Below are 25,748 nucleotides of genomic sequence, written 5' to 3' on the forward strand. Positions count from 1 at the left end.
TGCAGCGTTTAACTGCACTTTAAGTGATATAAAACAAGAGAGTGCCAATGGCAGTCAAAGTATTAGTTGTTGATGATTCAAGCTTTTTTCGCCGCAGAGTCAGCGAAATTTTAGAGCAAGACAGCAATATTCAAGTAATTGGTTTTGCCGTAAACGGTCGTGAAGCGGTCGATAAAGCCCGTGAATTAAAACCTGATGTAATTACTATGGATGTTGAAATGCCGGTTCTTGATGGCATTAGTGCCGTGAAAGAAATAATGGCAGCAACACCGACTCCTATTTTAATGTTCTCATCACTCACCCGTGATGGCGCAACAGCAACCCTAGATGCATTGGATGCTGGGGCCCTTGATTTTTTACCGAAAAAGTTCGAAGACATTGCACGCAATAATGAAGATGCAATCGCGCTTTTACAAAATAAAGTAAAAGAAATTGGTCGCCGTCGCATTTCTCGTTTCTCGCGACCTGCACCTATTTCGAGATCAACTCCGACTCCTACACTAAGAAGTAGTGGCGCTACAAGCAGTAGCGGTATTGTCCAGCCTGATCGCAGTTTTAGCCGTCCTGCTGCTGCAAGTTCGCCGGCTGCATCGTCATCGAATACGAGTAATATTCGCGCTTCGGGCAAGAAATATCAATTGGTTGCTATCGGTACATCAACCGGTGGACCTGTGGCACTGCAAACAATTTTGACTCAGCTGCCAGCTAATTTCCCACATCCTATTTTGCTTATTCAGCATATGCCAGCTGCGTTTACGCCAGCTTTTGCTGCAAGGCTAAATGGCTTATGCAAAATCAATGTGAAAGAAGCGCAAAATGGTGACCGTTTAGTGCCTGGCACCGCTTACTTAGCGCCAGGTGGCCAACAAATGCTAATAGAGGGGCGTGGTGGTTCTCGCACTCTGCGAGTATTTGAAGACGATAGTCCGCGTATTACTTACAAGCCGAGTGTTGATGTGACTTTTGCAAGTGCTGCAAAAACCTTCGGCGGTGATGTGCTAGCTGTAGTGTTAACGGGCATGGGCGCAGATGGCCGTGATGGTGCGCGTATGCTTAAGCAAGTCGGTGCGACTATTTGGGCGCAAGATGAAAAAACCAGTGTGGTGTATGGTATGCCACAAGCTGTTGCTAATGCCGGCTTGGCGAGTGAAAGCTTAGCTCTCGCAGATGTTGCGAATCGTTTAACGCGTGAGACTGGTTGTGGATAAACTGTCTTTCTTTGGCTTAATTGTCGCAGTAAGTGCCATCGCCTTTGGTTATGCATTAGAGGGCGGGGTTGTTTCTGCACTGTTTAATGGTCCTGCGCTTATCATCGTGCTTGGTGGTACGCTTGGGGCTGTCATGCTTCAGACTCCTGCTAGTGTTTTTACTAAAACACTTAAGATCAGTCATTGGGTGTTTTTTCCGCCATATCATGATATTGATGCAGCAATCGAGCAAGTAAAGCGTTGGTCACATAAAGCACGTCAAGAAGGTTACTTAGCCCTTGAGTCGGAAGCGCTGTCGCACTCAGACCCGTATGCGGCAAAGGGCTTGAGTCTACTTGTTGATGGTATTGATGAGCAAAAGCTTAGAGATACGCTTGAAATTGATTTAATGCTTGAACGCGAACGCTTACTCGAGGTAAGTCGAGTTTATGAAGCTATGGGCGGTTATAGCCCTACAATTGGTATTTTAGGTGCAGTACTCGGTTTGATTCAGGCCATGCAATTTATAACGGATCCTGAAAAACTGGGTGCTGGTGTTGCTACTGCGTTTATCGCTACTATTTACGGTGTTGGTTTAGCGAATCTATTATTCTTGCCAATGGCGAATAAACTTAAGCAGCAAGTGGAACAAAAAATGCTGTATCATGAACTACTTGCTGAAGGCATTATTGCTATTTCGCAAGGTGAAAGCCCACTAAATATCGAACTAAAACTTGAGGCGTACCGTGTAGAGCGCCCAAGCTTAGTTGACGAGTAATTTATTATGATGCGCCGTCGTCTGCGTCATAACACGTCAAAAAACCAACATACTGAACGCTGGCTTGTCTCTTATGCCGATTATATGACCATCATGTTTGCTTTTTTTGTGGTCATGTATGCGATCGCAATTAGTAAAAATGAAGATTTTCAAATTCTCTCAGATTCACTAGAGCAGGTGTTTGAAAAGTCTGCTCGTCAGCAACAACAGGTTGGCACTGGGGTTAACGGCACAGGCATACTAACTGACAGAGTCAGCCCTGAGAACGACATTCTATACGGTGAGAGCATTCGTAAAGATGAGCAAGGCCCTGAATTACTCGATGGGCAAAGCGAAACCAGCAATATTGAGAAAAAACATCTCGGCAAGCCTCTCGACAGCTTACTTACTAAATTACAGTCTGCGCTCATTGATGAAATTCGTGATGGCGAAGCAAGTTTAGAGCTTCATCAAGATTGGCTCATCATTGAACTAAGCTCTGGTATGTTGTTTTCATCGGGCAGTGCTGTTGCACAGCAGCGTGCAAAACAAGTTGTTAGTTTAGTGAAAGATATTATTGCACCAGTTGATAATTACATTCGTGTGCGTGGTTATACCGATAACGAAGGTATTCGTAATGAGATGTTTCGCTCTAACTGGGAGCTATCTGTAGCGAGGGCGACATCTGTCCTAGTTGAGCTTGAGAGTTTAGGTATTAACCCTGCGCGTATGGCTATTGAAGGTTACGGGCAATATTCACCTTTTGCAAGTAATGACACTGAGCAAGGACGCGCAGAAAACCGCAAAGTGGTTGTTGCGTTGTCTAAATATGGTTTACCACCACAAGAGCCAGAAAACGCAGAACAAGAGTCACAAAACCAACCGCAACAGACGACAGAAATTGAGTTGCCAAGCGATGATAACAGCATTAAAGTGATTCAATTACCACATGGTGGAATTAGGATTACCACGCGCAATGAACAATAATAAGGTGTGATGTGAAAGTTTGGACCGTAGCGAATCAAAAAGGTGGGGTAGGGAAAACAACAACAGCCGTTAGCCTTGCTGGTATTCTCGCTTTACAAGGAAAACGCGTGTTACTTATTGACACCGATCCGCATGCATCATTGACTTATTATTTTGGTATAGATTCAGAAGACTTAGAAGTCAGCGTGTATGATATTTTCGCGCGTGGTAACAGCATGGCCAGTGAAGAAATTTTGCAGGCTCTATGTCCATCAACACTTGAAAACCTAGATATCTTACCTGCGACGATGGCAATCGCGACGCTTGATAGAAGCATGGGCAATAAAAATGGCATGGGCTTAATACTAAAAAAAGCGCTTGCCAAAATTAGCGACCATTATGACTATGCAATTATTGATTGCCCGCCTGTTTTAGGTGTTTTGATGGTCAATGCTCTTGCAGCTAGTGAGCGAATTTTAGTACCAGTACAAACAGAATTTTTGGCCTTAAAAGGGCTTGATCGTATGATGCGCACCATGGAGCTGATGCAAACATCGCAAGCAAAACAGTACCAATATACAATTATTCCTACAATGTACGATAAACGTACTAAAGCATCACTTGAAGCTTACAAGACTCTGCAGGATAATTACAAAGATAAAGTATGGTCAGGCGTGGTTCCTGTCGATACAAAGTTTAGAGATGCTAGTTTAGCACAGCAAGTGCCGATTCAATTTTGCCCGCGTTCGCGTGGCGTTTTTGCCTATCGCGCCCTGCTTGATTACTTAGTTGCACAAGGTTAAAGATGAGTAAGCATTTATTTGCCAATGAAAAAGTGATGACCCAATATTTGGGCGCTTTGTTGTGTGAAGATGAGCCTACAGACCAAAATCTTGAGCCAGTCGCAAAGCTGCTGGAGCAGGTTAAAGAGCCTGAAACTAAGACAGAAGAAAAGCTGACAGACGTTCAGCCTACTCCAGAACCTGTTTTACCACCCCCAGAACCGACTAAAGAGCTTGAGAAAACCGAGAACCAAGCTAATATCAAAGATATAGTCGCAGAACCTAAAGCTGAACTGGTTGCAAAAACCTCGTCTGATCGTCAAGAAGACTATTTTGATGGTGAATTTCAGGCATTATTCTTTGAGGTTGCAGGGTTAACCCTTGCTGTACCGTTAAAAGCATTAGGGGGAATTCATCAGCTGGCAGAGGTTAACCAATTATTTGGTAAACCAAAATGGTTTAAAGGTGTCATGCTAAACCGTGAAGAAAAACTAAATGTTGTTGATACTGCACGTTGGGTTATGCCAGAAAAGTATGATGAAAAATTAGAACAATCATTAGATTATCAGTATTTAATCACCTTAGGTGACAGTCAATGGGGATTATTGGCTGAAAAGCTCGTAAATAATATTACGCTTCGTAAAGAAGATGTAAAATGGCGAGCAAAATCAGGTAAGCGGCCTTGGCTTGCAGGTGTTATCAAAGAGAAAATGTGCGCCTTGATTGACGTTGAAAATTTAAATCAATTGCTAGAGCAGGGCTTAGACAGCCGTGAGCAGTAACTATTTTTACGGAGTAATAGCATGAGTGAAGAAAGACTACTGTCAGCAAATAAAAACGCTGATAGCAACGATGAAGTGTTACAGTGGGTAACCTTTAAACTTGAAGAAGAAACGTACGGCATTAACGTAATGCAAGTACAAGAAGTACTTCGCTATACCGAAATTGCTCCTGTGCCAGGTGCGCCTTCTTATGTGTTAGGTATTATTAACTTACGTGGTAATGTTGTTACTGTTATCGACACGCGTGCACGTTTTGGTTTAATGGGTGCTGAGGTCACTGATAACTCTCGTATCGTTATCATTGAAGCTGAAAAGCAAGTGATTGGTATTTTAGTCGATAGTGTTGCTGAAGTGGTTTACCTACGTAGCTCTGAAATTGACAGTGCGCCAAATATTGGCACAGAAGAAAGTGCTAAGTTTATCCAAGGTGTATCTAACCGTGATGGTGAGTTACTGATCTTGGTTGATCTTAATAAATTATTAAATGACGATGAGTGGGACGAGCTAAGCGCACTATAAGCGTTTGGAAATTATATGCTGTTATACTCTTTGTTTGGTGCCTCAATCTTACTTGTATTAGTGTGTTTGGGGCTTATTTTTGTCAATAACAATAAGCAAGCGGCGGCGATTCAAGCTAAGCAAAAACAGTTACAAGAAGCTCAACAGCAATTGAGTATTTTACGTAGCGAAGTGGCTGAAATGCGAGCTGGCATGCTAAGTATTGGCAAACGTGTTGTTGCTGTTGAAGAAAAAAGTAAAGAGCTTGAACAGCTACAAGATGCACAAAAATATGATGATCCGAATGCGAAAATTTATTCGCGAGCGGTTAAAATGGTTGAGCTAGGCGCTGATTTAGAAGAAATAATTCGTGAATGCGAATTACCCAGAGCCGAAGCTGAGCTACTCATGTCACTTCATAAACAAAAAGGCGCCGAATAGGCGCTTTTTTATTTGAGCTAAGCTTTGATGTTGAGCTTACCTTGAAAGTCTTGCCATCCCGGTGGAAACTTACCACGTAATACGTACGAAAAAGCAATTAATTCGGCAATAACATAATAGAGCTCTTTCGGGATTTCTTCACCTAACTCAAGATGCGATAAGGTTTGAGCTAAGTCCGCATCTTGATGTATCAAAATGCCTTTTTGCTCAGCAAGTTTGACGATTTCTTCAGCCAATTCACCAAAGCCTTTACTGGTTACTCGTGGCGAGCTACCCGCTTCGTAGAGTAAGCCAATTGCTGATTTATGCACCGCTTGTTCACTCATAAAAATTACACCTTAATGTTAATAATCGCATGGGATTTATAAAAAGCTTGGTGGTTTGATGTCCCTTGTTGCAAGTTTAACTCACCTACATTTAAACCATGGCCTGCTAATTTATGACGCAGTGTTTCTAAATGCGGATGAGCAAGTGCTGTCACTTCTTGTGAAGAAGCGAGCAATTGGCAATCAACTGCTTTATCCATCACCTCTGCGGTAATTTGTAACTTGCCAAGCTGTGCATAATCAAAATTCAATCGCACAAACCAGACATTCTTAGCTTCGAGTTTATTTTTACTTGGCTTTTTATATTGTCCTAAGCTGATTTCTGTTTGCCCTGTTTCAGGAGGTAATTTCATAGGTAAGAAAAACTGCGCGAAAGCACTGTTATCTTGTTGCTGATTGATGGGCGTTGTTTGCACCTGAGCTAGAGTGTTTTTCAGTTGCGAGGCTTCAGCCGCCATGGCTTGCATCGCAGGCTGCTGTAGTTGCTCGAGTAATTTATTGCCGTTAACGGCTTTAAAGTTGGGCACTAACACTTGCAGTAAGGCATCAAGACCAGTTTGATTATTAAAACTAAGGTTGGTTGGTGCTTGATTAATAATTGGCGCGGCAAGTGAAGCCACTGCTAGTTGTTCTAACCCTTGGCTGAAGCTTGCCTGCTGAGTTTGACTAGGCAGTGCTGTTGGCCTGAGGATACTTAAAAGCTCTCGTTCAACCGTTGTAGGGTGCATGTTTTGACTCGAGATCATGCGATTAAATGCTTGATTAACGAGCCTGTTTAAATCTACCGAAGACGATGTGTTTTGTTCGCTCAGGGCTACAAGTTTCTCTGTTAATTGCACTGGCAGAGGCATACTTGCTAACGGTTTACTTTCAGGGAGCGGTAATAGCTTAGCAATCAGCGTGGCTTCGATTGGCCTTATCGGCAATAATGGCTGACTCAAGTTCGGCTCTTTCAACGCTAAGAAGGGGGCATGTAATTGAGTTTGCTGTTGAACAACTTTTTGTAACCCTACGGTTTGCTCATTGGGTGCTCGAGTCACGAAGTTATGCTGTTTAGTTTGCTCACTCATATTTTTCAGTACTGAATTAGCAAGGTTACTTTTAACTGGGGCAAGCTGTTCAGATTCTGCTTTGTCAGAGTTTAGTGTATTAACAGAACTGTTAATTGACTTGTTGTCTGCAGGTGCTTTTTGCATAGCATTGTCTATGCTCAATACAGGGAGTTGTGCTTTGCTATGGTTTGTAGCCAACTGAGTCGCTTGATTTTGTGCGCTAACAAGCGGCTCTAAACTGACTTTTAACCGTTGTAGTAACTGTATTAAAGGTACTGCCTTGTTATAGCTCACGGGTAAACTAACTTGCTTTGCAGGCTGACTTTCGGTTAATGGCTCTGTTTGTTTAGCCGCAGGTGGTGGCGTATTAGCTGTAACTGGCCCATTGGGTTTTTGCGCTACTTGGAGCGCAATGTGTTGGTGCGCGCTTTGTTGAGCAGCTGCAAACTTTACTATATCAATTTTTTGAGCATTAAAACCTAGTTGGCTAATCGTATTTTTGCTTTCAATCAGCTGATGGGTTGACTGGTTAACAGCCGCTTTGCTGGTAGCAGGGAGCTTTTCAAAATAGCGTACTGCATCACTAATACGCGTTTTTAAATCAGCAAAACTGTCTTTTAGCCAAGAGCTAATGGGTGAATGTGAGCTGCTCGATGGCGCTATCAACGTTTTCTTAGGTTCAACTGCTTGGCTTTTTAATGCTTGATTGAATGTCTCTGACAGCGAGTTCTTTAACAGTACTTGTTGCACAGGCGCTTTATTTATAAGTTCAACAGTATTTTTAACTTGCTGGGGGGTTAGTTTTAATGCATGAGGGTGAAATTGCCACTGGGCTTGAATTTGCTTAGCTTGTTTTGGCGATATTGTAGGTAGCGGTAAAGTTAATTCATTACTTTGCTTGTTTGCAACGCTTAACTGTACTTGTTGCCCAGCTAATTTTAAATTCATTTCAGGGGTTAGCTTAGCCACCAACTCAGCTACTTTTTGTTGGCTAACACTTTGCTGATGGAGTGAATCCCCAAAGCGATTAATAATGTTTAAATTAAAGCTATTTTGTTGGTTGCTAACAGGCAGTAAAATGGCTTTAAGTGGTGCTTCAGCTTTTAAAAGAGCAGCGAGACTATTATTAAGAGCAAACTCAGCTTTTAATGCCGGTAGTTGTAGTAAAGGTTTACTTGGCGCAATCTGAGCTGGGTGCGGCATATTTGTATTTGCACTCCCTTGCGTTAGCAAGTTCAGCAGTGCTTGTAATTGCTGGCTTTTGCCAAGTGTAATCGTCAGTGGTGCTGGTGTGATAGTCAGCTGTTTACCATCACTACTTAATTGAATATTGGCCGCTAAAAAGCGCTCAGTTTTAAGATTTTCTTGCTCTGTTGATAAGCGTAATGTTTGCCATGAGTTATTGATTAGCACGTCCATTTGCACACTGTGCTTACCAATCACGATATTACGGGCAGTTAGGCTCTGTTCAGCCAGCATTTTCAAGGCATCATTAGGTGATTGCTGTGATGCACTGCTGATTGCTTTTGGGTCTAGATTAAGCTGAGTGCTGAGAGTCAACTGGCTTTGTTTATTCATTATTTTAGATCAAATATAAGTTAATCGTTTTAAAGCAATATTCGTATTACCCTATCATTATGGTAGACTAACGCCTAATTTTGGGTATAGAGAATCATCATCTTGTTACACATTAAGGCCGTCACCTGCATCAAGCAAGATCGTTGTTTGTTTGCGGATCTTAATTTCAGCTTGAAATCGGGACAAATTATGCAATTAGCTGGTCCGAATGGGGCTGGTAAAACATCATTATTGCGTATTATCGCGGGTTTCGCTATGGCGGATGAAGGCGATGTTTTGTTCCAAGATCGCTCAATTACAAAATACTATGATGAATATGCACAAGAGTTATTATTCATCGGCCATAAAACTGGGGTAAATACACAGCTTACCGCCCTTGAGAATGTCGCATTTTGGCTAAAAATTAATGGCTACGATAGCAAACAAGACTTGTATCCGATCTTAGCAAAAATAGGCTTGGTAGGTCTTGAGGATGTGCCTGTTCGTATGTTGTCAGCTGGGCAACAGCGCCGTGTCGCTCTCGTAAGACTGTGGTTAAACAGTGCCAAACTATGGATCCTTGATGAGCCATTTACAGCCCTTGATAAAAGCGGTGTTGCATTTTTACAAGAACGCTTTGTTGAGCACCTAAATGCTGGCGGCGCGATTCTATTAACCACCCACCAAGATTTAACGACACATTTTAGTGACCTACAAACAGTGACTTTGGAGTATCGCCACTGATGGTAAAACAGCATTCGTATTGGCAATTATTCTCTGCGGTTTTTTCTAAAGATCTTAAATTAGCGTTTCGTCAGCGTGCTGAAATCGTTAACCCTATCTTGTTTTTTCTTATTGTTATTACACTTTTTCCGTTAGCAATTGGCCCTGAACCCGGTCTACTTGCTCGTATGGCGCCGGGCATTATTTGGGTCGCTGCGTTACTCTCGACCATGTTAGGCCTAGATAAGCTATTTCGTGATGATTATCACGACGGAACACTAGAGCAATTAATTGCTTCATCATACCCTTTACCGTTAACTGTCCTTGCAAAAGTGGCAGCGCATTGGGTGATAACGGGGTTGCCTTTAGTGTTAATGACTCCGGTATTTGCTTTGTTATTGAATTTAGAAAGTTCAGCGCTTTTAGCAACCGTTCTGACCTTATTGTTAGGTACGCCATTGCTTAGCTTCATTGGAGCAATTGGCGCTGGACTCACTGTGGGACTACAAAAAGGCGGCATTTTAATGAGTTTGCTTGTTTTGCCTTTGTATACCCCTGTACTAATTTTTGCAACCTCGGCTATTGATACCAGCTCTATGGAGCTTGCCTATAGCGGACAGCTTGCAATCCTTGGTGCCATGCTAATCGTAGCGATTATAGCGGCACCAATTGCCATATCGTCAGCATTGAAAGTGAGTGTAAGTTAATATGTGGAAGTGGTTACATCCCTACGCAAAAGCAGATCGTGCTTACCAATTGTGTAACACCTTACTGCCTTATTTCGCCGTCGTTACGGTGGTTTGTATGATTGTTGGATGGGTCTGGGGGCTTGCTTATGCCCCAGCCGATTACCAACAAAAAGACAGCTACCGAATTATTTTTATCCATGTGCCTTCAGCTATTTTATCTATGGGCGCTTACTCTTCAATGGCGATTGCAGCAGTGATCGCACTAGTATGGCAATTACGTAATGCAGAACTTGCAGTGATTGCAATTGCACCTGTTGGGGCATGTGTGACAGCGATAGCATTAATTACCGGTGCAGCATGGGGTAAGCCTATGTGGGGCGCATGGTGGGTGTGGGATGCACGTCTTACCTCTGAGTTAATTCTGTTATTTTTATACCTTGGTGTGTTATCGCTTTATCATGCTTTTGAAGATAAAAAAGCAGCGGGGCGTGCTGCTTGTATCTTAGCCATTGTTGGGGTTATCAACTTACCGATTATTCACTTCTCGGTGGAGTGGTGGAATACCTTACACCAAGGTGCAACCATTACAAAGTTTGATACTAAAGCCATTGATCCAAGCATGTTTTGGCCATTAATGGTTAACATTGTTGCGTTTGCAGGTTTTGTTGGTGTGGTGACGTTAATCCGCCTTAAAAACGAAATTCTTCAACGTGAAAAGCATCGCCCTTGGGTGCGTGATATGGTTGAGCGAGGTTAATCATGCAGTTTGATTCTTTTGCAGATTTTATTGCCATGGGTGGCTATGGCTTTTATGTATGGTTGTCTTTTGGTAGCTGTGCATTAATTTTACTCGGTATTTTATTTAGTTCGTTAAACGATACAAAACGTATTTTCTCTTCAGTAAAGCAGCAAGCACAACGTGAAGAGCGCATTAAGAAAGCGAAGCAAGAGGCAGGGCAATGAATCCAAGACGTAAAAAACGTTTATTAGCAGTTGTAGCCATTATTTTTGGTGTGGGTGCAACGATTGGTTTAGTGCTGTATGCACTGCAAGAAAACATCAATTTATTCTATACCCCAAGTGAACTTGTTGATGGTAAAGGACCAAATAAAGAAAAACCGCATATTGGTCAAAAGTTACGTATTGGTGGCATGGTCGTACCAGGCTCAGTTGTTCGTGACGAATCAAGCTTAAAGGTAAGCTTCAAACTGATTGATAAAGGCCCTATGGTGACAATTAATTATCAAGGGATCTTACCGGACTTATTCCGTGAAGGCCAAGGGATTGTGGCGCAGGGCGTGTTAGTTAAAGCCAATGAAATTGATGCCTTTGAAGTACTTGCAAAGCATGATGAAGAATACATGCCTGCAGAAGTTGCTGAAGCAGTGAAGGGTATCAAGCACGAAAAACCGACGTATAACTTAGATAACGGCAATTAATATGATCCCAGAACTCGGTTATTTTTCTTTAACACTGGCCATGGTGCTCAGTGTTCTATTGTGTATTTTTCCTATGTGGGGGGCGCATACCGGCAATTTACGTTTAATGCGTGCCGCCCCATCACTGGCAATTGGACAGTTCGTATTTGTGCTTTTGTCTTTTGCGGCACTTGTTTATGCTAGTTTAACCGACGACTTTACTGTTTCGTATGTTGCTTATCATTCAAGTAGCACCTTACCTTGGTACTACAAAATAACCTCGACATGGGGTGGTCATGAAGGGGCGATATTACTTTGGTTAGTGATGCAAGCGGGTTGGACAGCCGTAGTAGCTATGCGCTCGCAATCATTACCTTGGGTATTACGTGCTCGTGTACTTGGTGTACTAGGCTTTTTAGGTGTTGGCTTTATGTTATACACCTTGTTAATGTCGAGCCCATTTGAGCGCTTATTACCGTATTTCCCTGTTGAAGGTCGCGATTTAAATCCGTTATTGCAAGACCCAGGTATGATTATTCACCCGCCATTGCTTTATATGGGCTATGTAGGTTTATCTGTGTCATTCTCATTCGCTATTGCAGCGTTACTTACTGGTAAGCTTGATAATACTTGGGCTAAGTGGTCTCGTCCTTGGACTATGACAGCATGGGGCTTTTTAACACTTGGTATTACCATTGGTAGTTGGTGGGCATACTCTGAACTTGGCTGGGGCGGCTGGTGGTTCTGGGATCCCGTTGAAAACGCATCATTAATGCCATGGCTTGTGGCAACCGCATTGCTGCACTCATTATCAACCACCGAAAAGCGTGGTGTATTTAAGTCGTGGACCGTATTACTGGCTATTGCAGCATTCTCGTTAAGCTTACTGGGTACCTTTATTGTTCGCTCGGGTATCATTGTATCTGTGCATGCTTTTGCCTCAGATCCTAACCGCGGTATGTTTATTTTAGCTTTCTTAGCCATTGTAGTTGGTGGTGGTTTATCGCTTTATGCACTGCGTGTTTCGCAGGTGAAAAGTGAAGGCCGTTATAAGTTTGCCTCACGTGAAGTTGCGCTTTGGTTAAATAATATTTTCTTAGTTGTGGCAACACTGATTGTATTGCTAGGTACATTACTGCCAATGATCCATAAAGAACTTGGCTTAGGTAGCATTTCGATTGGTGAGCCGTTCTTCAATAAGATGTTTGCTATTTTACTGGTACCGTTTGCCATTTTAATGGGTATGGGTCCGCTGTTACGCTGGAAACAAAATAAATGGTCAATGTTGCAAAACAAATTTGCACTATCGGCTGTAGTTAGCCTAGTTGCAACGGCAGCGTGGTTATATTCAAGTTACGATGTAATTGCGCCAATTACCTTTATTGCAACTACGCTAGCGGTATGGATTGTTGTTACTACAGTGGTTGATTTAGCAGCAAAAGTAACCATTCACAAAACCTTAGGTGAAGGCTTTAAACGTTTAGGACTAAGCTATTGGGCGATGGTATTAGGTCACGTTGGTTTAGCGTTCGTGATTGCAGGTGTAACGCTCACCTCTGCTTATTCAGTAGAGCGTGATGTATCAATGAAGCCGGGTGACACTGTGGCTTTAAATGAATACCAGTACCGTTTTGATGGTGTTAAGTCTATTCGCGGCGCTAACTATAGCGGCCATGCTGGGGTTGTCACTGTGCTGAAAAATGATAAACAAGTAACCGTTTTACATGCTGAAAAACGCCGTTATGACATTGGCATGCAGTTTATGACAGAAGCAGCTGTTGATGCTGGCTTTACGCGTGACTTATACCTAGCACTGGGTGAGCAATTAAGCCAAGGTGCGTGGTCGTTACGTATTTACCATAAGCCTTATGTTCGTTGGATGTGGCTCGGTGGTATCTTGATTTCACTGGCAGGCTTTTTAGTGCTTGGTGATAAACGCTATCGCCAAAAATCGACTAAGCAGGAGGCATCAGCATGAACCGTAAACTACTCGCACTAGCACCTTTACTGGTTTTCGTTTTACTGTGTGTGTTTTTATATCAAGGCTTGTTTGCTAACCCGCGTGAGCTGCAAACTGGGCGTATTGGGCAGGCTATGCCAGCTTTCAACTTGCCAGACTTGATGGATGAGTCAACGCGTTGGACAGATAGTGATTTAAAAGGTGAAGTTTACTTACTCAATGTGTGGGGCACATGGTGCCCGACCTGTTTAGCTGAGTTGGGCTATTTAACTGAGCTTAGAGAGCAGGGCGTTAAGATTGTTGGCTTATACTACGAGCAAGGCTACGACCCTGACTTTGATGGCCAGTTTGATATTAACGCTCTACGCGAAGACGTTACCAGTATGCTTAATCGTGCTGGCGACCCATATCAGTTCAATATCTTAGATTTAAAGCGCACATTAGCCCTTGATTTAGGGGTGTCTGGCGCGCCAGAGACCTTCTTAGTTGATAAGCAAGGCACCATTTTGCTGCACCATACCGGCGATATTAATCCGCGTGTGTGGCGAGCCAAATTCGCACCGTTAATGCAGGAGTTACAGTAATGAGACTCGTGATTTTTTTAGCAAGTTTGCTTATCACGTTTAGTGCATTTGCAGAGCAAGACAAATATCAATTTGATGACAAAGAGCAAGCTGTACGCTTCAGTGAGCTTACCAAAGAGCTGCGTTGTCCTAAATGTCAAAACCAAAACATTGCCGACTCAGACGCGGTTGTAGCCAAAGACTTGCGCGACAAAGTGTTAGCGCTGGTAAAAGATGGCAAAACTAAAGATGAAGTCATCGATTATATGATTGACCGTTATGGCTACTTCGTACATTACGATCCACCCGTAACACCGGCAACCTTAGTATTATGGGTATTGCCAGTATTGATTGTGGTACTTGGCTTTGGGTTTATTGTTTTACGCCAACGTAAGGCATCGGTAAAACAAACATGGACAGAGCAAGACGAGGCACTACTTGCAAATTTAATTGAACAAAATCAACGTCAGGAGCAAAGCTAGATGGCATTAATGTGGGCTTCTTTTGTTTTACTCACACTGGTTGCATTGCTATTTGTTGTCGTTCCTTTTTTTAAACGCGAACGTATTCAACGCCTTGATCACAATGCAAACTCGGAGTTAATCCGAATTTATCATCAACGTTTAGATGAGCTTAAAACAGACTTAGATAACCAACGTATTGATGCACAAATGCACGACGAATCAGTTATCGAACAAAAACGTCGTTTGCTCAATGAGCTGTCTCCGGAAAAAGCGCTAAATAGTAAAGGTAACAACCGTATTTTTGCCCTTACTGGCGCTGGCTTTTTAATTGTTTTAACGGCTATCTTTTACGGTTACACGGGTAGTCAGCAGCAAATAAAAGGCTGGCATGACGCGATGGCGAACCTTAAGTCGTATGGTGAACGTGCCGTAATGCAAGATGGTGAGCCATTGACACCGAATGAGTTGCAAGCATTTGCTTTAGCATTGCGTACTAAGCTTGATCAAAGTGGTGATGATGAAGTGGCGTGGATGCTGCTAGGTCGTGTTGCGATGTCATTAAATGAATTTGATATGGCGATGCAGTCATTTGATAAAGTGCTAAAAATGAACCCGGATAACAAGCAAGTGCTGATCAGCTACTCGCAAGTTCTGCTAATGGAAGGCAGTGATGCGAATATGTCACGTGCAGCGACGATGTTATCGAGAGTGTTAAAAGCAGAGCCGACCAATATTGATGCAATCTCATTGTTAGCTCTGATTGCTTATGAGCGTAAAGATTGGCTGCAAGCTAAAACTGCGTTTGAAGTACTGCTTGCAAGTATGCAGCAAAATGATCCGCGTTATAGCATGATTGCAGAGCGTATTGCTGAAATTGATGCTCACTTAAATAATCAGCAGCAAGTTACAAATACAGAAATTGCAGAGGCTTCACACAGTGAAATTCGCATCACAGTTGATTTAGACTCAGCTCTAGCAGATTCGCAGCCACAAAACGGCACCTTGTTTGTTTTTGCAAAAGCAGCCAGTGGCCCACAGATGCCATTAGCCGTGGTAAAAATGACGGAATACAGCTTTCCGCTAACAGTGACATTGAGTGATTCGAATGCAATGGTTGAAGGTCTGAATTTATCAAGTGTCGATAAAATTATTTTAACTGCGCGTTTATCAAAAGATGCAACTGTGGTAACTTCTAGCGGCGAGTTGGAAGGCAAGTCGGGTATTTTAGAACGTGCGAACGTTAAAGAGTACGCGTTGCTAATTAATGAGTTAATACCGTAAGGATAGCCGATGTTTAGGCACAGTATATTTTTTATCTTTTTTGTAGTGCTTGCAGGATGCGCACAAATACCCGAAGAAAAAGCGGATGAGCGAGATCCGTTACAGTCGTTTAACCGTCCTATGTATGATTTTAATATGGACGTGCTTGACGCCTATATTCTTCGCCCAGCAGCTGTTGGCTACGTTACAGTAACGCCAACACCGGTAAGACGTAGCATTGTTAATTTTACCGATAACATCACCGCACCAACGGATATGGTCAATGCTGGTCTGCAGGGTAAGCCTGGTAATATGGGTATTAGCTTAGCGCGCTTTTTAGTGAACTCTACAGTAGGTCTACTCGGTTTTTTTGATGTTGCTTCATCGCTGGGCTTAGAAATTGTCGATGAAGATTTTGGCCAAACTCTTGGTGTATGGGGAGTGGGTGATGGTGCTTACTTGATGATCCCTGGTATGGGACCAAGTACCGCACGAAACTTAACTGGTGATGTTGTTGATAATTTCGTATTACCTGAAATAACACTAACAACACCTCAAACAATATTAGTGTTTGCACTTAAAGCGGTTGAAGCCCGTGCTTCATTAATGCCACAAGAGAGCCTATTAAATGAGTCGCTAGACCCTTATATCTTCATGAAGGATATCTACTTCCAGCGTCAATTATATGAGCTACATGATGGTAATCCGCCACTAGAAAAAGAACCAGATGACTTTGACGAAGACTTCTTAGAAAATCTTTAAAAGTGTTAAATAAAAATGCCAGCAATTGCTGGCATTTTTATATCGTTAAGGGATGGGTATTCATCAGTCCCCAAACACACTCATCTGGTCATTAGACCAACTTAATGCATCATGGTAAGCGTCCGGTACTTCTTCAGGTTTAAGTCCAAGTTGTTGTTGGATTTCTTTCGCTTTTTCCCAATTTGCTTGCTCATAAAATTTTACCAGCTTTAAATACGTTGCTAATAAGCCTTCATCTTTGAGTAGCGCATCTTTAATTTCAATAGTCAGCGGTAACTTGTTCATTACACTTGGCATATCTTCGTCGAGGATTGCATCCATTAACGACATCATACCCGTTAAAAATGCCATACCAGTATCTCGCATTTTGCCGTGGCTGATTGCCAATAATTCAGCAAACCGAGCACGGGTCAATGAAAGGCGAATTAGTTCGGCTGGCTTATCTGCTGCGACTTGCGCTGCAAATAAAAGTGATAAGAAACGTTTAATTTCTTCACTTCCTAATACAATAAGCGCTTGTTTAATTGTGCTGATTTCAGCGCGACGTTTAAAGGCCGCTGAGTTTGAGTAGCGTAGCAACTTATAAGATAAGTTAACGTCACGTTCAAACACCTCAGTGATTTTTCTGAGGTTTAGATCAATACTCGATGTTTCATATAGAAGCTCGGCAAGAGCCATCTCTGATGGCGGCAAAGTTTTGCTTTGTACCATCTCAGGTTTTGAAAAGAAAAACCCTTGGAAGTAGCTAAAGCCCATTTCTAGGGCAAGCTGATACTTTTCGTATGTTTCAACTTTCTCAGCAAGCAACTTTATGTGTGGATACGGCTTAATAGCCTCGATGATCGCTTTTATTGAGTCTACATCACAAGTTAGAAAGTCAATCTTAATAATATCGATGTAAGGATAAAAGTGTCGCCATACAGGTTGGTGAATGTAATCATCAAGTGCAAGTATATAGCCTTTTTCTTTTAGATCTTTAACTAATGCCAGTAGGCGTTTACCTGGTTGGATTGTTTCTAATATCTCTACTACCACCTGCTCTTTACCAAGTAAAAGTGGATAACCCTTTTGCAAGGTTTCTAGAGTAAAGTTGATATAAGCAGGTTTGTTATCCGTTAAATCCTCTAAACCAAAATTAAATTGGCTGCCTTCAATAAGTCGTGACGTTGCTTCATCGCCATCAATATCAGGAAAAACGTTGTCTACGCCATCTCGAAATAAAAGCTCGTAGCCAATTAGTTTTTTATCCCTGTCTAAAATAGGTTGGCGTGCAGCGTAAAAATACATAGTCCAAACATGTCCACATCTGTTAATTCATTTACTTCTCGCAATATATTGCATTGTGCCTGAAATAGCATTAGCTAAATGTTCATTTGCGAGGAAAAGTTATTATTTTATTAAGAATTAAAGACTAGGATAATTTGCAGATAAATTCTATAACTTGCGATTAAATATAAGAAAAATGTTAGATAAAAGTTGAAAAATTGAGCTTTGTCATTTATCTGCTTGATTGGAGTTAAGGGGGGTAAGCATGATATAGTCGTGGGTGATATAGGTTTTTACCCCAATAATGTCTTTAAATTAAATAACTTGCGAGTCATTATTCGGATTAAAAGCCAACATTAAACAACTTTTGGAGGCTAATTTGGAAACAGGAATGATAATTTCGTTAGCATTGTACTTCATCGTCATGTTGGGGATTGGGCTATATGCTTATAAGCAATCTACCGACGATGTATCAGGCTATATGCTAGGTGGTCGTAATTTATCACCAAGTGTTGCTGCGCTTTCAGCTGGCGCATCTGACATGAGTGGTTGGCTGCTAATGGGCCTACCAGGTGCAATGTACTTGTTTGGTTTAAGTAAGGTTTGGATTGCCATTGGTCTAGTACTCGGTGCTTGGGCTAACTACTTCTTAGTCGCGCCTCGCTTGCGTGTTTACACAGAAAAGGCGAATGACTCAATCACCATTCCTGATTACTTCGCAAACCGCTTTGATGATAATAAGAATATTCTGCGTGTTATCTCTGCGATTGTAATCATTGTTTTCTTTACTTTATATACCTCATCAGGTGTTGTTGCAGGTGGTAAGTTGTTCGAAAACTCATTTAATATGAGCTACGAAATGGGTCTATACATCACAACAGGTGTCGTCGTGTTATATACCTTGTTTGGTGGCTTCTTAGCCGTGAGCCTGACTGACTTTGTACAAGGTTGTATCATGTTTATCTCGCTGCTGGCTGTGCCAATTGCGACGTTTACCATGCTTGATCAGCCAGTTATGGATACACTTGCCAATGCACGCTATGACTTATTATTAAGCTCACCAAAAGAATCAGAAATTCATGCACTTAATATGATGGATTGGTTTGCAGGTGGTTCGACTATAGCGATTATTTCAGCAATGGCATGGGGCCTTGGTTATTTTGGTCAGCCACATATTATTGTGCGTTTTATGTCTGTACGTTCAGTGAAAGATATGCCAACCATGCGTCGTGTGGGTATGTCGTGGATGACGCTATCAGCAATTGGTGCTGTGCTAACTGGTCTATTTGGTGCTGCTTATATGCTTGAAAACCAAATGCCTATTGATGATAAAGAAACTATTTTCTTAGTGTTGTCTGAGCTTATCTTCCATCCTTTAATTGCCGGTTTCTTATTGGCAGCAATTTTAGCGGCAATTATGAGTACTATCTCATCACAGTTGTTAGTGTGTTCAAGCTCTCTAACTGAGGATTTCTACAAAATTTACTTAAACCGTAGTGCATCTCAAAAAGAGCTGGTTTTAGTTGGTCGTATTAGTGTTATCTTAGTTGCCTTATTTGCTATTTACCTAGCTTATGACCGTAATAGCTCTATTTTAGACTTAGTAAGTAATGCATGGGCTGGTTTCGGTGCAGCATTTGGTCCACTGGTGCTACTGAGCCTTTACTGGAAACGCATGAACTTACAAGGGGCTATTAGTGGCATGGTTGTTGGTGCAGCAACAGTGCTGTTTTGGATATACGCGCCAATTACTATTGATGGCCAAGCATTAAGTGCAATCATTTATGAGATTGTCCCTGGCTTTATTTTATCAACAATAGCCATAGTTGTTGTTAGCCTTATGACGGCTGAGCCAAAAAAAGAAATTACAGATTTATTTGATGAAGTTGAATCGTCACTGTAGTTTTTGATTAAACACAAAAAAGGGCAACGGATGTTGCCCTTTTTTATGATCTAAATTTGCGTTTAGCTTGCCGCTTTTTCTTTTATATCAGCAACGTTATCGTCTGACTTTGCTTTTTTAGGTTTAGCTGGCGCGTCTTTTGCACCTTTAAGTACCGCCATAAATTGGTCTTTTTCTTTTGCCATTTCAAGCGCCAGTGACTCAATTTGTTGCTCGCTTAATGGTACATCAACTTTTTCAAGCATAAGTTCTAATGACTCAGCAATGTCGAGCATTTTGTCATACGCATCAGCTTCTTTCTTAGTAGTAAACGTCATGCGCTCGACTCCGTTTCTTTCTACAACATATTTAACAACAACAGCCATGATTTCTCCTGCATTTAAGCCTGGCATTGCAGCGTAAAATCGCTGCTAAGGTTACTGTTTTTATATACAGTAATGCTTCGAGCCTTACTTTGCAAGTAACTTGAGAAAATTTTTATTTAGTAAATTTGACAATACTTTGTGTATTAGCTTTATTTAAAATGTTACCCAAAGTTAAACACAAGCGATGGAGTGAGTGTTGGGTAATCGCTAACTATCAGTCCAAACAAGGGCGTCATGGAGGAAATTATGAAATTACTATCAAGTATTTTACTTGCCGCTACTCTTGCATTACTACCTGCTACACAGGTATCAGCCGAAACACCAACCAAAGCAACACAAGTTAAAATGCAAAAGCTCAGTATAAACAAAGCCAGCATTGAGCAGCTAACTCAATTACCGGGTATTGGTGAATCAAAAGCGAAAGCGATTGTCGAGCATCGCACCAAGCAAGGCTCGTTTAAGTCGCTAGAACAATTAAAAGAAGTAAAAGGAATTGGTGATAAGCTATTCGCTAAACTTGAGGGGAAAATTACACTATAAATAGCAGGTTATCACCTATACAGGGCGTTATTCGCCCTGTTTAAATTCATTGATAGCCTTGTCTAAATGCGCTAACGCGAACATGTTTTCGATAGGTGTTGTGATAAGAGGGTAACTTAAACCTGCTAACAGCAACCAAGGAATAAGCATCCACCCTTCAAAGTAAGCTAAACCTAAAAATAATGGCGCTAAAAAGGCAAGTTTACATACCGATAAAATGATCTTTTTGCTCGGGCTTAAATGAGCTAAAGCAAGAGCAATAATCTGTTGGCGTTGCCTTACTTTAAAGTTTTTTAAAGTAGGGATTTGGCTAGTAAAAAAATAAATCATTATAGCGACTTTTTGCTCACTAATCGGCTAACTAAAACAGCCACAAATACCACTGAAAATGCTGCAAAAATCACTTCCATCCATGCCGGCATGCTCATTGAAGCAAACTGCCAATCGATATTGCCACAATCACCAGTGGCAGCAAAGAAGCTAGGGATCCATTCATGCAAAGGCATAAAACTTGGGAAGTTAGGTTCAAATGCACAGCTAAATGCAAACGGGTCGGTATTGTTTTGCATTGCAATGTGTTCTTTAGCAAGAAAGTAACCCCAAATTGCTGAGATACCCCAAGTGGCAAATGCGACTAAGCGAACAACCATACTTTTTGGGTTAATCGCACCAATCACACCCGCTGCAAGTAAGCCTAAAACAGCGGTGCGCTGATAAATACACATGATGCATGGCTCAAGTCCCATGTTGTATTGAAAAAACAATGCTGTGACTTCAAATGCGAGTGAAATAAACGCTAGTAATAACCAAGGTGTTCTTTTAGTTGCTAATTCTGCTAACCAATTCATGAAAGATCCAATTTCAAATTGTTTTCAAGATTATGCTTAGACAGGGCTATGGGTGCAAGTATCTAAGATGAAATTATACGAAAAAGGAGTCGACAGACTCCTTTTCATTAGTCATATCTAGGCAGGCTATTACACACTAACAGCCTGCAAAGACTCACTTTGGTAACAGCCTAATACACGTGTGTACTGAGTGTGTTCTTTCAGCTCTTCAAGCGCTTGCTTAACATGTAAGTCATCAAGGTTTGCTTCGAGGTCAACATAAAACACTTCTTCCCACGGATTTCCTGGTACGGGGCGAGATTCTAGTTTTACTAGGTTAATTTGGTGATGTTTAAAAATCATTAAAGCATCAGCCAATGAACCTGCTTGTTGTTTAGTCGCCATGATTAAACTGGTTTTGGTCGGAATTTGTTTCGATACTTGTAGCGGCTTACGGGCGACAACAATAAAGCGGCTGTGGTTTTCGCTTTGGTTTGCAAGGCCTGACTTAATTACTTCTAAACCAACATTTTTGCCAGCTTGAGCTGAGCCGATAGCGGCGCTATTTGCTGTTTCAACCGCAGATTGCAATGCGTGGAAGGTTGAATCACAGGTTTCATGTTGAATGTCACCTAGGCCTTGAATGAAACGGCTACATTGAGCAAAAGGTTGTGGATGAGCAAAAATTTTATTGATATGAGATAGCTCAGTACCTGGCATTGCTAATAAACAGTGCTCAACGCTATGGGTTACTTCACCTACAATTGATACTTGTGCGTGTTGTAATAAGTCGAATACTTCATTGATACTTCCTGAGCTGGTGTTTTCAATTGGCAGTAAGCCAAAATCAGCCTGTCCACTTTCAACTTTACCAGTGATCTGTTCAAAGCTAGAGCAACCCATTTCAATCACTTTGCCAGGGCGGCGGCTAAAATATTTATGGCAGGCTAGTTGGCTATATGAGCCTTGCCCACCCAAATACGCAACACGATGGCTTTCGCTCATAGCTTCTGGGTTGAGGTTCTTTTGCAGCATGGCTTGCTGGTTTAAAACTGAGTCTTCAAGAATAGTTTGAAACACATTATTAATGTAGTAAGCGTCAAGACCTAATGACTTACCATAACTGATTAGTTTTTCCAGTAGTGCTTGTTCGCGAGCTTCATCACGAATTGGTTTGTTATTGGCTATTTTATATTCGACTACGCTGTGGCTTATACGGCGTCTTTTAGCCAGTAACACAAGTAAGTCGGAGTCGATTTCATTTATATCGTGTCGTAACGCATTTAATGTATCAATGCTCATGTTGGTTTCCTCATTCCAAAACAGTGCACAAACAAAAAAGCCTCCCAAGAGGGAGGCTTTAGCTATTCGGTGAAATTATCTCGCAAACAGTTAAGCCTCCTCTATCTAAAGAAGCTAAAAAAAGAAAAAAAAGTGCGAGAGATATTTTGTTTCATTGGACTAATGTAAAAATACTTCTATGTAAAGTCAACTGCATAAACATGCTATTTTGGACAAAGCGAAAGATTCCTCAGAAATTTCATTAATCTTCATAAAAAATTTATAAATCTAAAAATGAATCTGGTATATTTGTTTTTGCATAATAAATAATAACAATTATTAATAAGGTAGTCCTGTGGTGTATCGACGACCGCCATCCCGGTTTGGGGTGAATTCATTAAGTATGAAATTGTCGCTGTTAATCTCTGCTATTTGTTTAATTGCAGGTATTTGCGCTGCAGCTTTAATGCTTAAATCAGAAGAAAAACAGCTTGTTTTTGAAGAGCACGAACTTTTAAAGCATTCGAGTGAACGCTTGAGTCGTCAATTCAATCGCTTAATTAACACCAAAATAAATATTGCAGAGCAAGCTAACAATGTCGTTAGTAGTCAGCTACTGCATAATGAGTCACATCTACAAAATAACCGCAGCGCAGATATAAAGTTTGCAGTTGATGGCAGTATTCGCAGCACTTCTGAGGATGGTTTATCAGCTTCATTTATTCCACAAGACCAGTACTCTAATTTTTATAAGCAGCTGATTAACGATTCTGAGTCGCTATGGAAAATTGTCTCACCAACGCTTATCCAAGACTTTTTTAATTTTTATTTAATCACTAAAGATAACTTTATACGTATTGCTCCACCTAATTGGGCGCTCAATGTACCGGGCGATTTTGACTTTACCAAAGGCGAGACATTTAATTACGCACAAGCTGCAACAAACCCGAGCCGAGAAGCTGTATGGTCAAAGGTGTATTACGATACTATTTGGCATAAGTGGGTAGTAAGCGTGCTTGTGCCAATCTATCTTGATAACGAATTTTTTGGTGTCACTGGTAGTGATATTGCTCTTGAAACCTTATTGGCACAGCTGCCTATTGGCGATCGTGAGCAACATTTATTAGTGTTTGATGCGAAAGGTCAGCTCTTAGCTCATCCTGATTTAGATAAAACAACGCTTGAGCAATATGGCCGTGAAGGTAAAAAGTTGCTGACTGAAGATTTTGTTAATCCTGATCTACAAAAATTAGTGTCTGAAACCATTCGCTTAAAATTACCAGAGTCTGCAAATTCATTTGTACAAGATGGTGAAACCCATATTATCAATATCCGCAAAGTCGAGAACCTTAATTGGTATATTGGTATTTATAAAAAGCGCTCGTCGGCACTTTCTGCGCTTGAAGAGCTAAAAGTAAAGTTCTTTGGCTTGTTTATCCTGTACGCTATTTTAGTTGCTTTGTTATTGCATCAAGCACTTTATCAATTAGTACTGCGTCGTATTCACTCTTTGGTAAATGCGGTTGTTAGTTTTGGCAAAGGGCAATTTCAAACTGAATTTCCTAAAGTGAACAAAGACGAAATAGGCACGCTTAATGGCTCTTTTAGAGACATGGCAATAGAAATTCGTAAATTAATCGATGGTCTAAATCAGCGCATTAGCGAAAAAGAAATAGCTGAAAAAGCAGCGAACCGATTATCCAAAGCGGTTGCCTTCTCAGGCACTGGCGTTGTGATCACTAATCAAGACTTTGAAATCAAATACGTGAACCCGAAAATGGTTGAGATGACGGGTTTCGAGGAACGCCACTTTATTGGCTCACCATTGATGAATATTATCTCTCAAGAAATGGCGATTTTAGTTGACGATATTGATATCGACCTACGTAGCCGTAACTACTGGCGAGGAGATACTTTATTACAGGGTAATGAGCGTCAATCTGTATGGGTTTCATTGAGTATTTCTCCAATCCGCGAAGAAGGGGGGGAAATCACCAGTTACGTGGCTTCAGCTCAAGATATTTCGTTTGTGAAAGAAAGTCAGCGAAAAATGGAACAGCTTGCCTATTTTGATACATTAACAGGGCTTGCAAACCGAACTTTCTTTAGAATGCAGCTACGCAAGTCTATGGCACTTGCTGAACGTGGTCATTATGCATTTGCTTTATTTTACTTTGACTTAGATGAATTTAAACGTATCAACGATACGCTAGGTCATGATGCGGGCGATCAGTTATTGGTTGAAGTTGCTAATCGTTTGAAAAAGCGTTTACGCACCGAAGATACCATTGCACGTTTAGGTGGTGATGAGTTCGCAGTCCTGTTAAGTGGTATTGAGCATCAAACTCACGCCATGGAAGTGGCGAATACCATTCAACGTACTCTTAATGAGCCTATCAAACTAGGTAACAATGAAGTGATAATTAGTGCCAGTATTGGTATCACGATGGCACCATTTGATAGCCAAGAGGAAGATCAGCTACTGAAGCATGCTGACCTTGCTATGTATGAAGCAAAAGCGAAAGGGCGTAATACTTACCACTTTTATAGCCAAGAGCTTAATGCTGCTGCCAATGAACGCTTGTTTATTGAAAATGAGTTACGTACAGGTATTCGTGAGGGGCAGTTCCAGGTTTACTATCAGCCACAAGTAGATTGTCGCAAGAATCAAGTTGTTGGCTATGAAGCACTCATACGGTGGTTCCATCCAAATGAAGGCATGATACCGCCAACTAAATTCATTCCTATTGCTGAAGCTACAGGTTTGATTGTTGAGCTTGGAGCGTGGATATTGCAAGAAGCGTGTGAGTTTGCTGCACGTTTAGCAAGCCAAGACTTAAAAAATAATATTTCAATCAACTTATCAGCACGTCAATTTAAAGATGCTAATTTGGTGTCGACGCTTGATAAAATCATCAAGCAAACAGGTGTTGAACCAAAACGCATTCACTTAGAATTGACTGAAAGTATGTTAATGGGACATGTTGAGGCGGCGATCTTACAACTGCATCAACTAAAAGCACTTGGCGTTTCAATTTCAATTGATGATTTTGGTACCGGATACTCGTCACTGAGTTATTTGAAACGCTTCCCAGTCGATATTTTAAAAGTTGACCGCTCTTTTGTGAAAGATATCCCTGAAGACAGTAATGATATGGAGATCACTGCTGCGATTATCGCAATGGCACAAAAACTTAAGCTTAACGTTGTTGCTGAAGGGGTCGAAACTAAAGAGCAAATTGAGTTTTTACAAAATAATAACTGCTTTGTTGTGCAAGGGTATTACTTCAGTCCGCCTGTGAGTGAGGCTGAATTACCTAAGTTATATGAGCATTTACAGTCACTAGATTTAATCAAGAATGATTAATAAAGTAGGGGG

27 protein-coding genes are annotated in these 25,748 nt (G+C 41.3%); 20 read left to right on the plus strand and 7 right to left on the minus strand.

The window, feature by feature from the left end:
- Positions 1 to 47: 47 nt before the first annotated feature.
- The 7 genes from BIZ38_RS09865 to BIZ38_RS09895 are packed head-to-tail and all read left to right on the plus strand — an operon-like array spanning position 48 to position 5,413.
- The gene (locus tag BIZ38_RS09865) at positions 48 to 1,208 is read left to right on the plus strand and encodes a chemotaxis response regulator protein-glutamate methylesterase (RefSeq protein ID WP_138618591.1); all 1,161 of its coding nucleotides are present in this window, start codon (positions 48 to 50) and stop codon (positions 1,206 to 1,208) included.
- The gene (locus BIZ38_RS09870; protein ID WP_138599032.1) at positions 1,201 to 1,965 is read left to right on the plus strand and encodes a flagellar motor protein; all 765 of its coding nucleotides are present in this window, start codon (positions 1,201 to 1,203) and stop codon (positions 1,963 to 1,965) included. Before BIZ38_RS09865 ends, BIZ38_RS09870 begins: the two co-directional genes overlap by 8 nt.
- Positions 1,966 to 1,971: 6 nt before the next feature.
- Positions 1,972 to 2,931, plus strand: a complete 960-nt coding sequence (locus tag BIZ38_RS09875; RefSeq protein WP_138599031.1) for a flagellar motor protein MotB — start codon at positions 1,972 to 1,974, stop codon at positions 2,929 to 2,931.
- An 11-nt stretch (positions 2,932 to 2,942) separates the two neighbouring features.
- On the plus strand, positions 2,943 to 3,713 hold the full coding sequence (locus BIZ38_RS09880; protein WP_054553253.1) for a ParA family protein: 771 nt from the start codon (positions 2,943 to 2,945) through the stop codon (positions 3,711 to 3,713).
- Between the two features lie 2 nt (positions 3,714 to 3,715).
- Entirely contained in the window at positions 3,716 to 4,474 is a 759-nt protein-coding gene (locus tag BIZ38_RS09885) for a chemotaxis protein CheW (RefSeq protein ID WP_055020708.1), read from the plus strand.
- Positions 4,475 to 4,495: 21 nt separating this feature from the next.
- Positions 4,496 to 4,993, plus strand: a complete 498-nt coding sequence (locus BIZ38_RS09890; protein WP_054553251.1) for a chemotaxis protein CheW — start codon at positions 4,496 to 4,498, stop codon at positions 4,991 to 4,993.
- Positions 4,994 to 5,008: 15 nt separating this feature from the next.
- Positions 5,009 to 5,413 (plus strand): DUF2802 domain-containing protein, encoded by a 405-nt coding sequence (locus tag BIZ38_RS09895; RefSeq protein ID WP_054553250.1) that lies wholly within the window; start codon positions 5,009 to 5,011, stop codon positions 5,411 to 5,413.
- A gap of 17 nt (positions 5,414 to 5,430) precedes the next feature.
- Here the strand turns inward: BIZ38_RS09895 and BIZ38_RS09900 are convergent, their stop codons facing one another.
- The gene (locus tag BIZ38_RS09900) at positions 5,431 to 5,739 is read right to left on the minus strand and encodes an EscU/YscU/HrcU family type III secretion system export apparatus switch protein (RefSeq protein ID WP_054553249.1); all 309 of its coding nucleotides are present in this window, start codon (positions 5,737 to 5,739) and stop codon (positions 5,431 to 5,433) included.
- A 5-nt stretch (positions 5,740 to 5,744) separates the two neighbouring features.
- Positions 5,745 to 8,369 (minus strand): flagellar hook-length control protein FliK, encoded by a 2,625-nt coding sequence (locus BIZ38_RS09905; RefSeq protein ID WP_262387592.1) that lies wholly within the window; start codon positions 8,367 to 8,369, stop codon positions 5,745 to 5,747.
- Between the two features lie 102 nt (positions 8,370 to 8,471).
- On the opposite strand from BIZ38_RS09905, the gene ccmA reads away from it, so the two are divergent.
- From ccmA to BIZ38_RS09955, 10 genes are read left to right on the plus strand one after another with little or no spacing between them, the layout of a single operon-like run.
- Positions 8,472 to 9,092 carry a cytochrome c biogenesis heme-transporting ATPase CcmA gene (ccmA, locus tag BIZ38_RS09910; RefSeq protein WP_138599030.1) on the plus strand — a complete coding sequence of 207 codons (621 nt, stop codon included), beginning with the start codon at positions 8,472 to 8,474 and terminating at the stop codon, positions 9,090 to 9,092.
- The gene (ccmB, locus tag BIZ38_RS09915; protein ID WP_187490189.1) at positions 9,092 to 9,778 is read left to right on the plus strand and encodes a heme exporter protein CcmB; all 687 of its coding nucleotides are present in this window, start codon (positions 9,092 to 9,094) and stop codon (positions 9,776 to 9,778) included. Before ccmA ends, ccmB begins: the two co-directional genes overlap by 1 nt.
- 1 nt (position 9,779) lies before the next feature.
- Positions 9,780 to 10,517, plus strand: coding sequence for a heme ABC transporter permease (locus BIZ38_RS09920; RefSeq protein ID WP_054553245.1), 738 nt, complete (start codon positions 9,780 to 9,782; stop codon positions 10,515 to 10,517).
- Positions 10,518 to 10,519: 2 nt separating this feature from the next.
- Positions 10,520 to 10,723: a heme exporter protein CcmD gene (gene ccmD / locus BIZ38_RS09925; RefSeq protein ID WP_054553244.1), complete on the plus strand. Its 204-nt coding sequence runs from the start codon at positions 10,520 to 10,522 to the stop codon at positions 10,721 to 10,723.
- On the plus strand, positions 10,720 to 11,199 hold the full coding sequence (ccmE, locus tag BIZ38_RS09930; protein ID WP_054553243.1) for a cytochrome c maturation protein CcmE: 480 nt from the start codon (positions 10,720 to 10,722) through the stop codon (positions 11,197 to 11,199). The genes ccmD and ccmE overlap by 4 nt, the downstream gene beginning before the upstream one ends.
- Position 11,200: 1 nt before the next feature.
- Complete coding sequence (locus BIZ38_RS09935; protein WP_187490190.1) at positions 11,201 to 13,156, plus strand: heme lyase CcmF/NrfE family subunit; 1,956 nt, start codon at positions 11,201 to 11,203, stop codon at positions 13,154 to 13,156.
- Complete coding sequence (locus tag BIZ38_RS09940) at positions 13,153 to 13,722, plus strand: DsbE family thiol:disulfide interchange protein (RefSeq protein ID WP_138599028.1); 570 nt, start codon at positions 13,153 to 13,155, stop codon at positions 13,720 to 13,722. Before BIZ38_RS09935 ends, BIZ38_RS09940 begins: the two co-directional genes overlap by 4 nt.
- On the plus strand, positions 13,722 to 14,183 hold the full coding sequence (locus BIZ38_RS09945; protein WP_187490191.1) for a cytochrome c-type biogenesis protein CcmH: 462 nt from the start codon (positions 13,722 to 13,724) through the stop codon (positions 14,181 to 14,183). Before BIZ38_RS09940 ends, BIZ38_RS09945 begins: the two co-directional genes overlap by 1 nt.
- Positions 14,184 to 15,446 carry a c-type cytochrome biogenesis protein CcmI gene (gene ccmI / locus BIZ38_RS09950; protein ID WP_054553239.1) on the plus strand — a complete coding sequence of 421 codons (1,263 nt, stop codon included), beginning with the start codon at positions 14,184 to 14,186 and terminating at the stop codon, positions 15,444 to 15,446.
- A gap of 9 nt (positions 15,447 to 15,455) precedes the next feature.
- Positions 15,456 to 16,187, plus strand: coding sequence for a VacJ family lipoprotein (locus tag BIZ38_RS09955; protein ID WP_138599025.1), 732 nt, complete (start codon positions 15,456 to 15,458; stop codon positions 16,185 to 16,187).
- A 63-nt stretch (positions 16,188 to 16,250) separates the two neighbouring features.
- On the opposite strand, the gene BIZ38_RS09960 is transcribed toward BIZ38_RS09955, so the two are convergent.
- Positions 16,251 to 17,474, minus strand: a complete 1,224-nt coding sequence (locus tag BIZ38_RS09960; RefSeq protein WP_054553237.1) for an EAL and HDOD domain-containing protein — start codon at positions 17,472 to 17,474, stop codon at positions 16,251 to 16,253.
- A 370-nt stretch (positions 17,475 to 17,844) separates the two neighbouring features.
- On the opposite strand from BIZ38_RS09960, the gene putP reads away from it, so the two are divergent.
- Positions 17,845 to 19,356 (plus strand): sodium/proline symporter PutP, encoded by a 1,512-nt coding sequence (gene putP, locus BIZ38_RS09965; RefSeq protein ID WP_054553236.1) that lies wholly within the window; start codon positions 17,845 to 17,847, stop codon positions 19,354 to 19,356.
- A gap of 62 nt (positions 19,357 to 19,418) precedes the next feature.
- Here putP and BIZ38_RS09970 read toward each other — a convergent pair whose 3' ends face one another.
- Entirely contained in the window at positions 19,419 to 19,721 is a 303-nt protein-coding gene (locus tag BIZ38_RS09970; protein WP_054553324.1) for a YebG family protein, read from the minus strand.
- Between the two features lie 246 nt (positions 19,722 to 19,967).
- Between BIZ38_RS09970 and BIZ38_RS09975 the strand changes: the two genes are divergently transcribed.
- Positions 19,968 to 20,261 (plus strand): ComEA family DNA-binding protein, encoded by a 294-nt coding sequence (locus tag BIZ38_RS09975; protein ID WP_054553235.1) that lies wholly within the window; start codon positions 19,968 to 19,970, stop codon positions 20,259 to 20,261.
- Positions 20,262 to 20,288: 27 nt separating this feature from the next.
- On the opposite strand, the gene BIZ38_RS09980 is transcribed toward BIZ38_RS09975, so the two are convergent.
- From BIZ38_RS09980 to BIZ38_RS09990, 3 genes are all read right to left on the minus strand, one after another.
- Positions 20,289 to 20,591: a DUF6170 family protein gene (locus BIZ38_RS09980; protein WP_054553234.1), complete on the minus strand. Its 303-nt coding sequence runs from the start codon at positions 20,589 to 20,591 to the stop codon at positions 20,289 to 20,291.
- Positions 20,591 to 21,109, minus strand: coding sequence for a disulfide bond formation protein DsbB (gene dsbB / locus BIZ38_RS09985; RefSeq protein ID WP_187490192.1), 519 nt, complete (start codon positions 21,107 to 21,109; stop codon positions 20,591 to 20,593). The genes BIZ38_RS09980 and dsbB overlap by 1 nt, the downstream gene beginning before the upstream one ends.
- A 129-nt stretch (positions 21,110 to 21,238) precedes the next feature.
- Complete coding sequence (locus BIZ38_RS09990; protein ID WP_054553232.1) at positions 21,239 to 22,390, minus strand: chorismate mutase; 1,152 nt, start codon at positions 22,388 to 22,390, stop codon at positions 21,239 to 21,241.
- A gap of 334 nt (positions 22,391 to 22,724) precedes the next feature.
- Here BIZ38_RS09990 and BIZ38_RS09995 point away from each other — a divergent pair, with 334 nt between their 5' ends.
- On the plus strand, positions 22,725 to 25,736 hold the full coding sequence (locus BIZ38_RS09995; protein WP_138618581.1) for an EAL domain-containing protein: 3,012 nt from the start codon (positions 22,725 to 22,727) through the stop codon (positions 25,734 to 25,736).
- The last annotated feature ends 12 nt before the right edge of the window (positions 25,737 to 25,748 follow it).

The sequence above is a fragment of the Pseudoalteromonas sp. BZK2 genome, assembly GCF_014349195.1.
Lineage (GTDB): Bacteria > Pseudomonadota > Gammaproteobacteria > Enterobacterales > Alteromonadaceae > Pseudoalteromonas > Pseudoalteromonas simplex.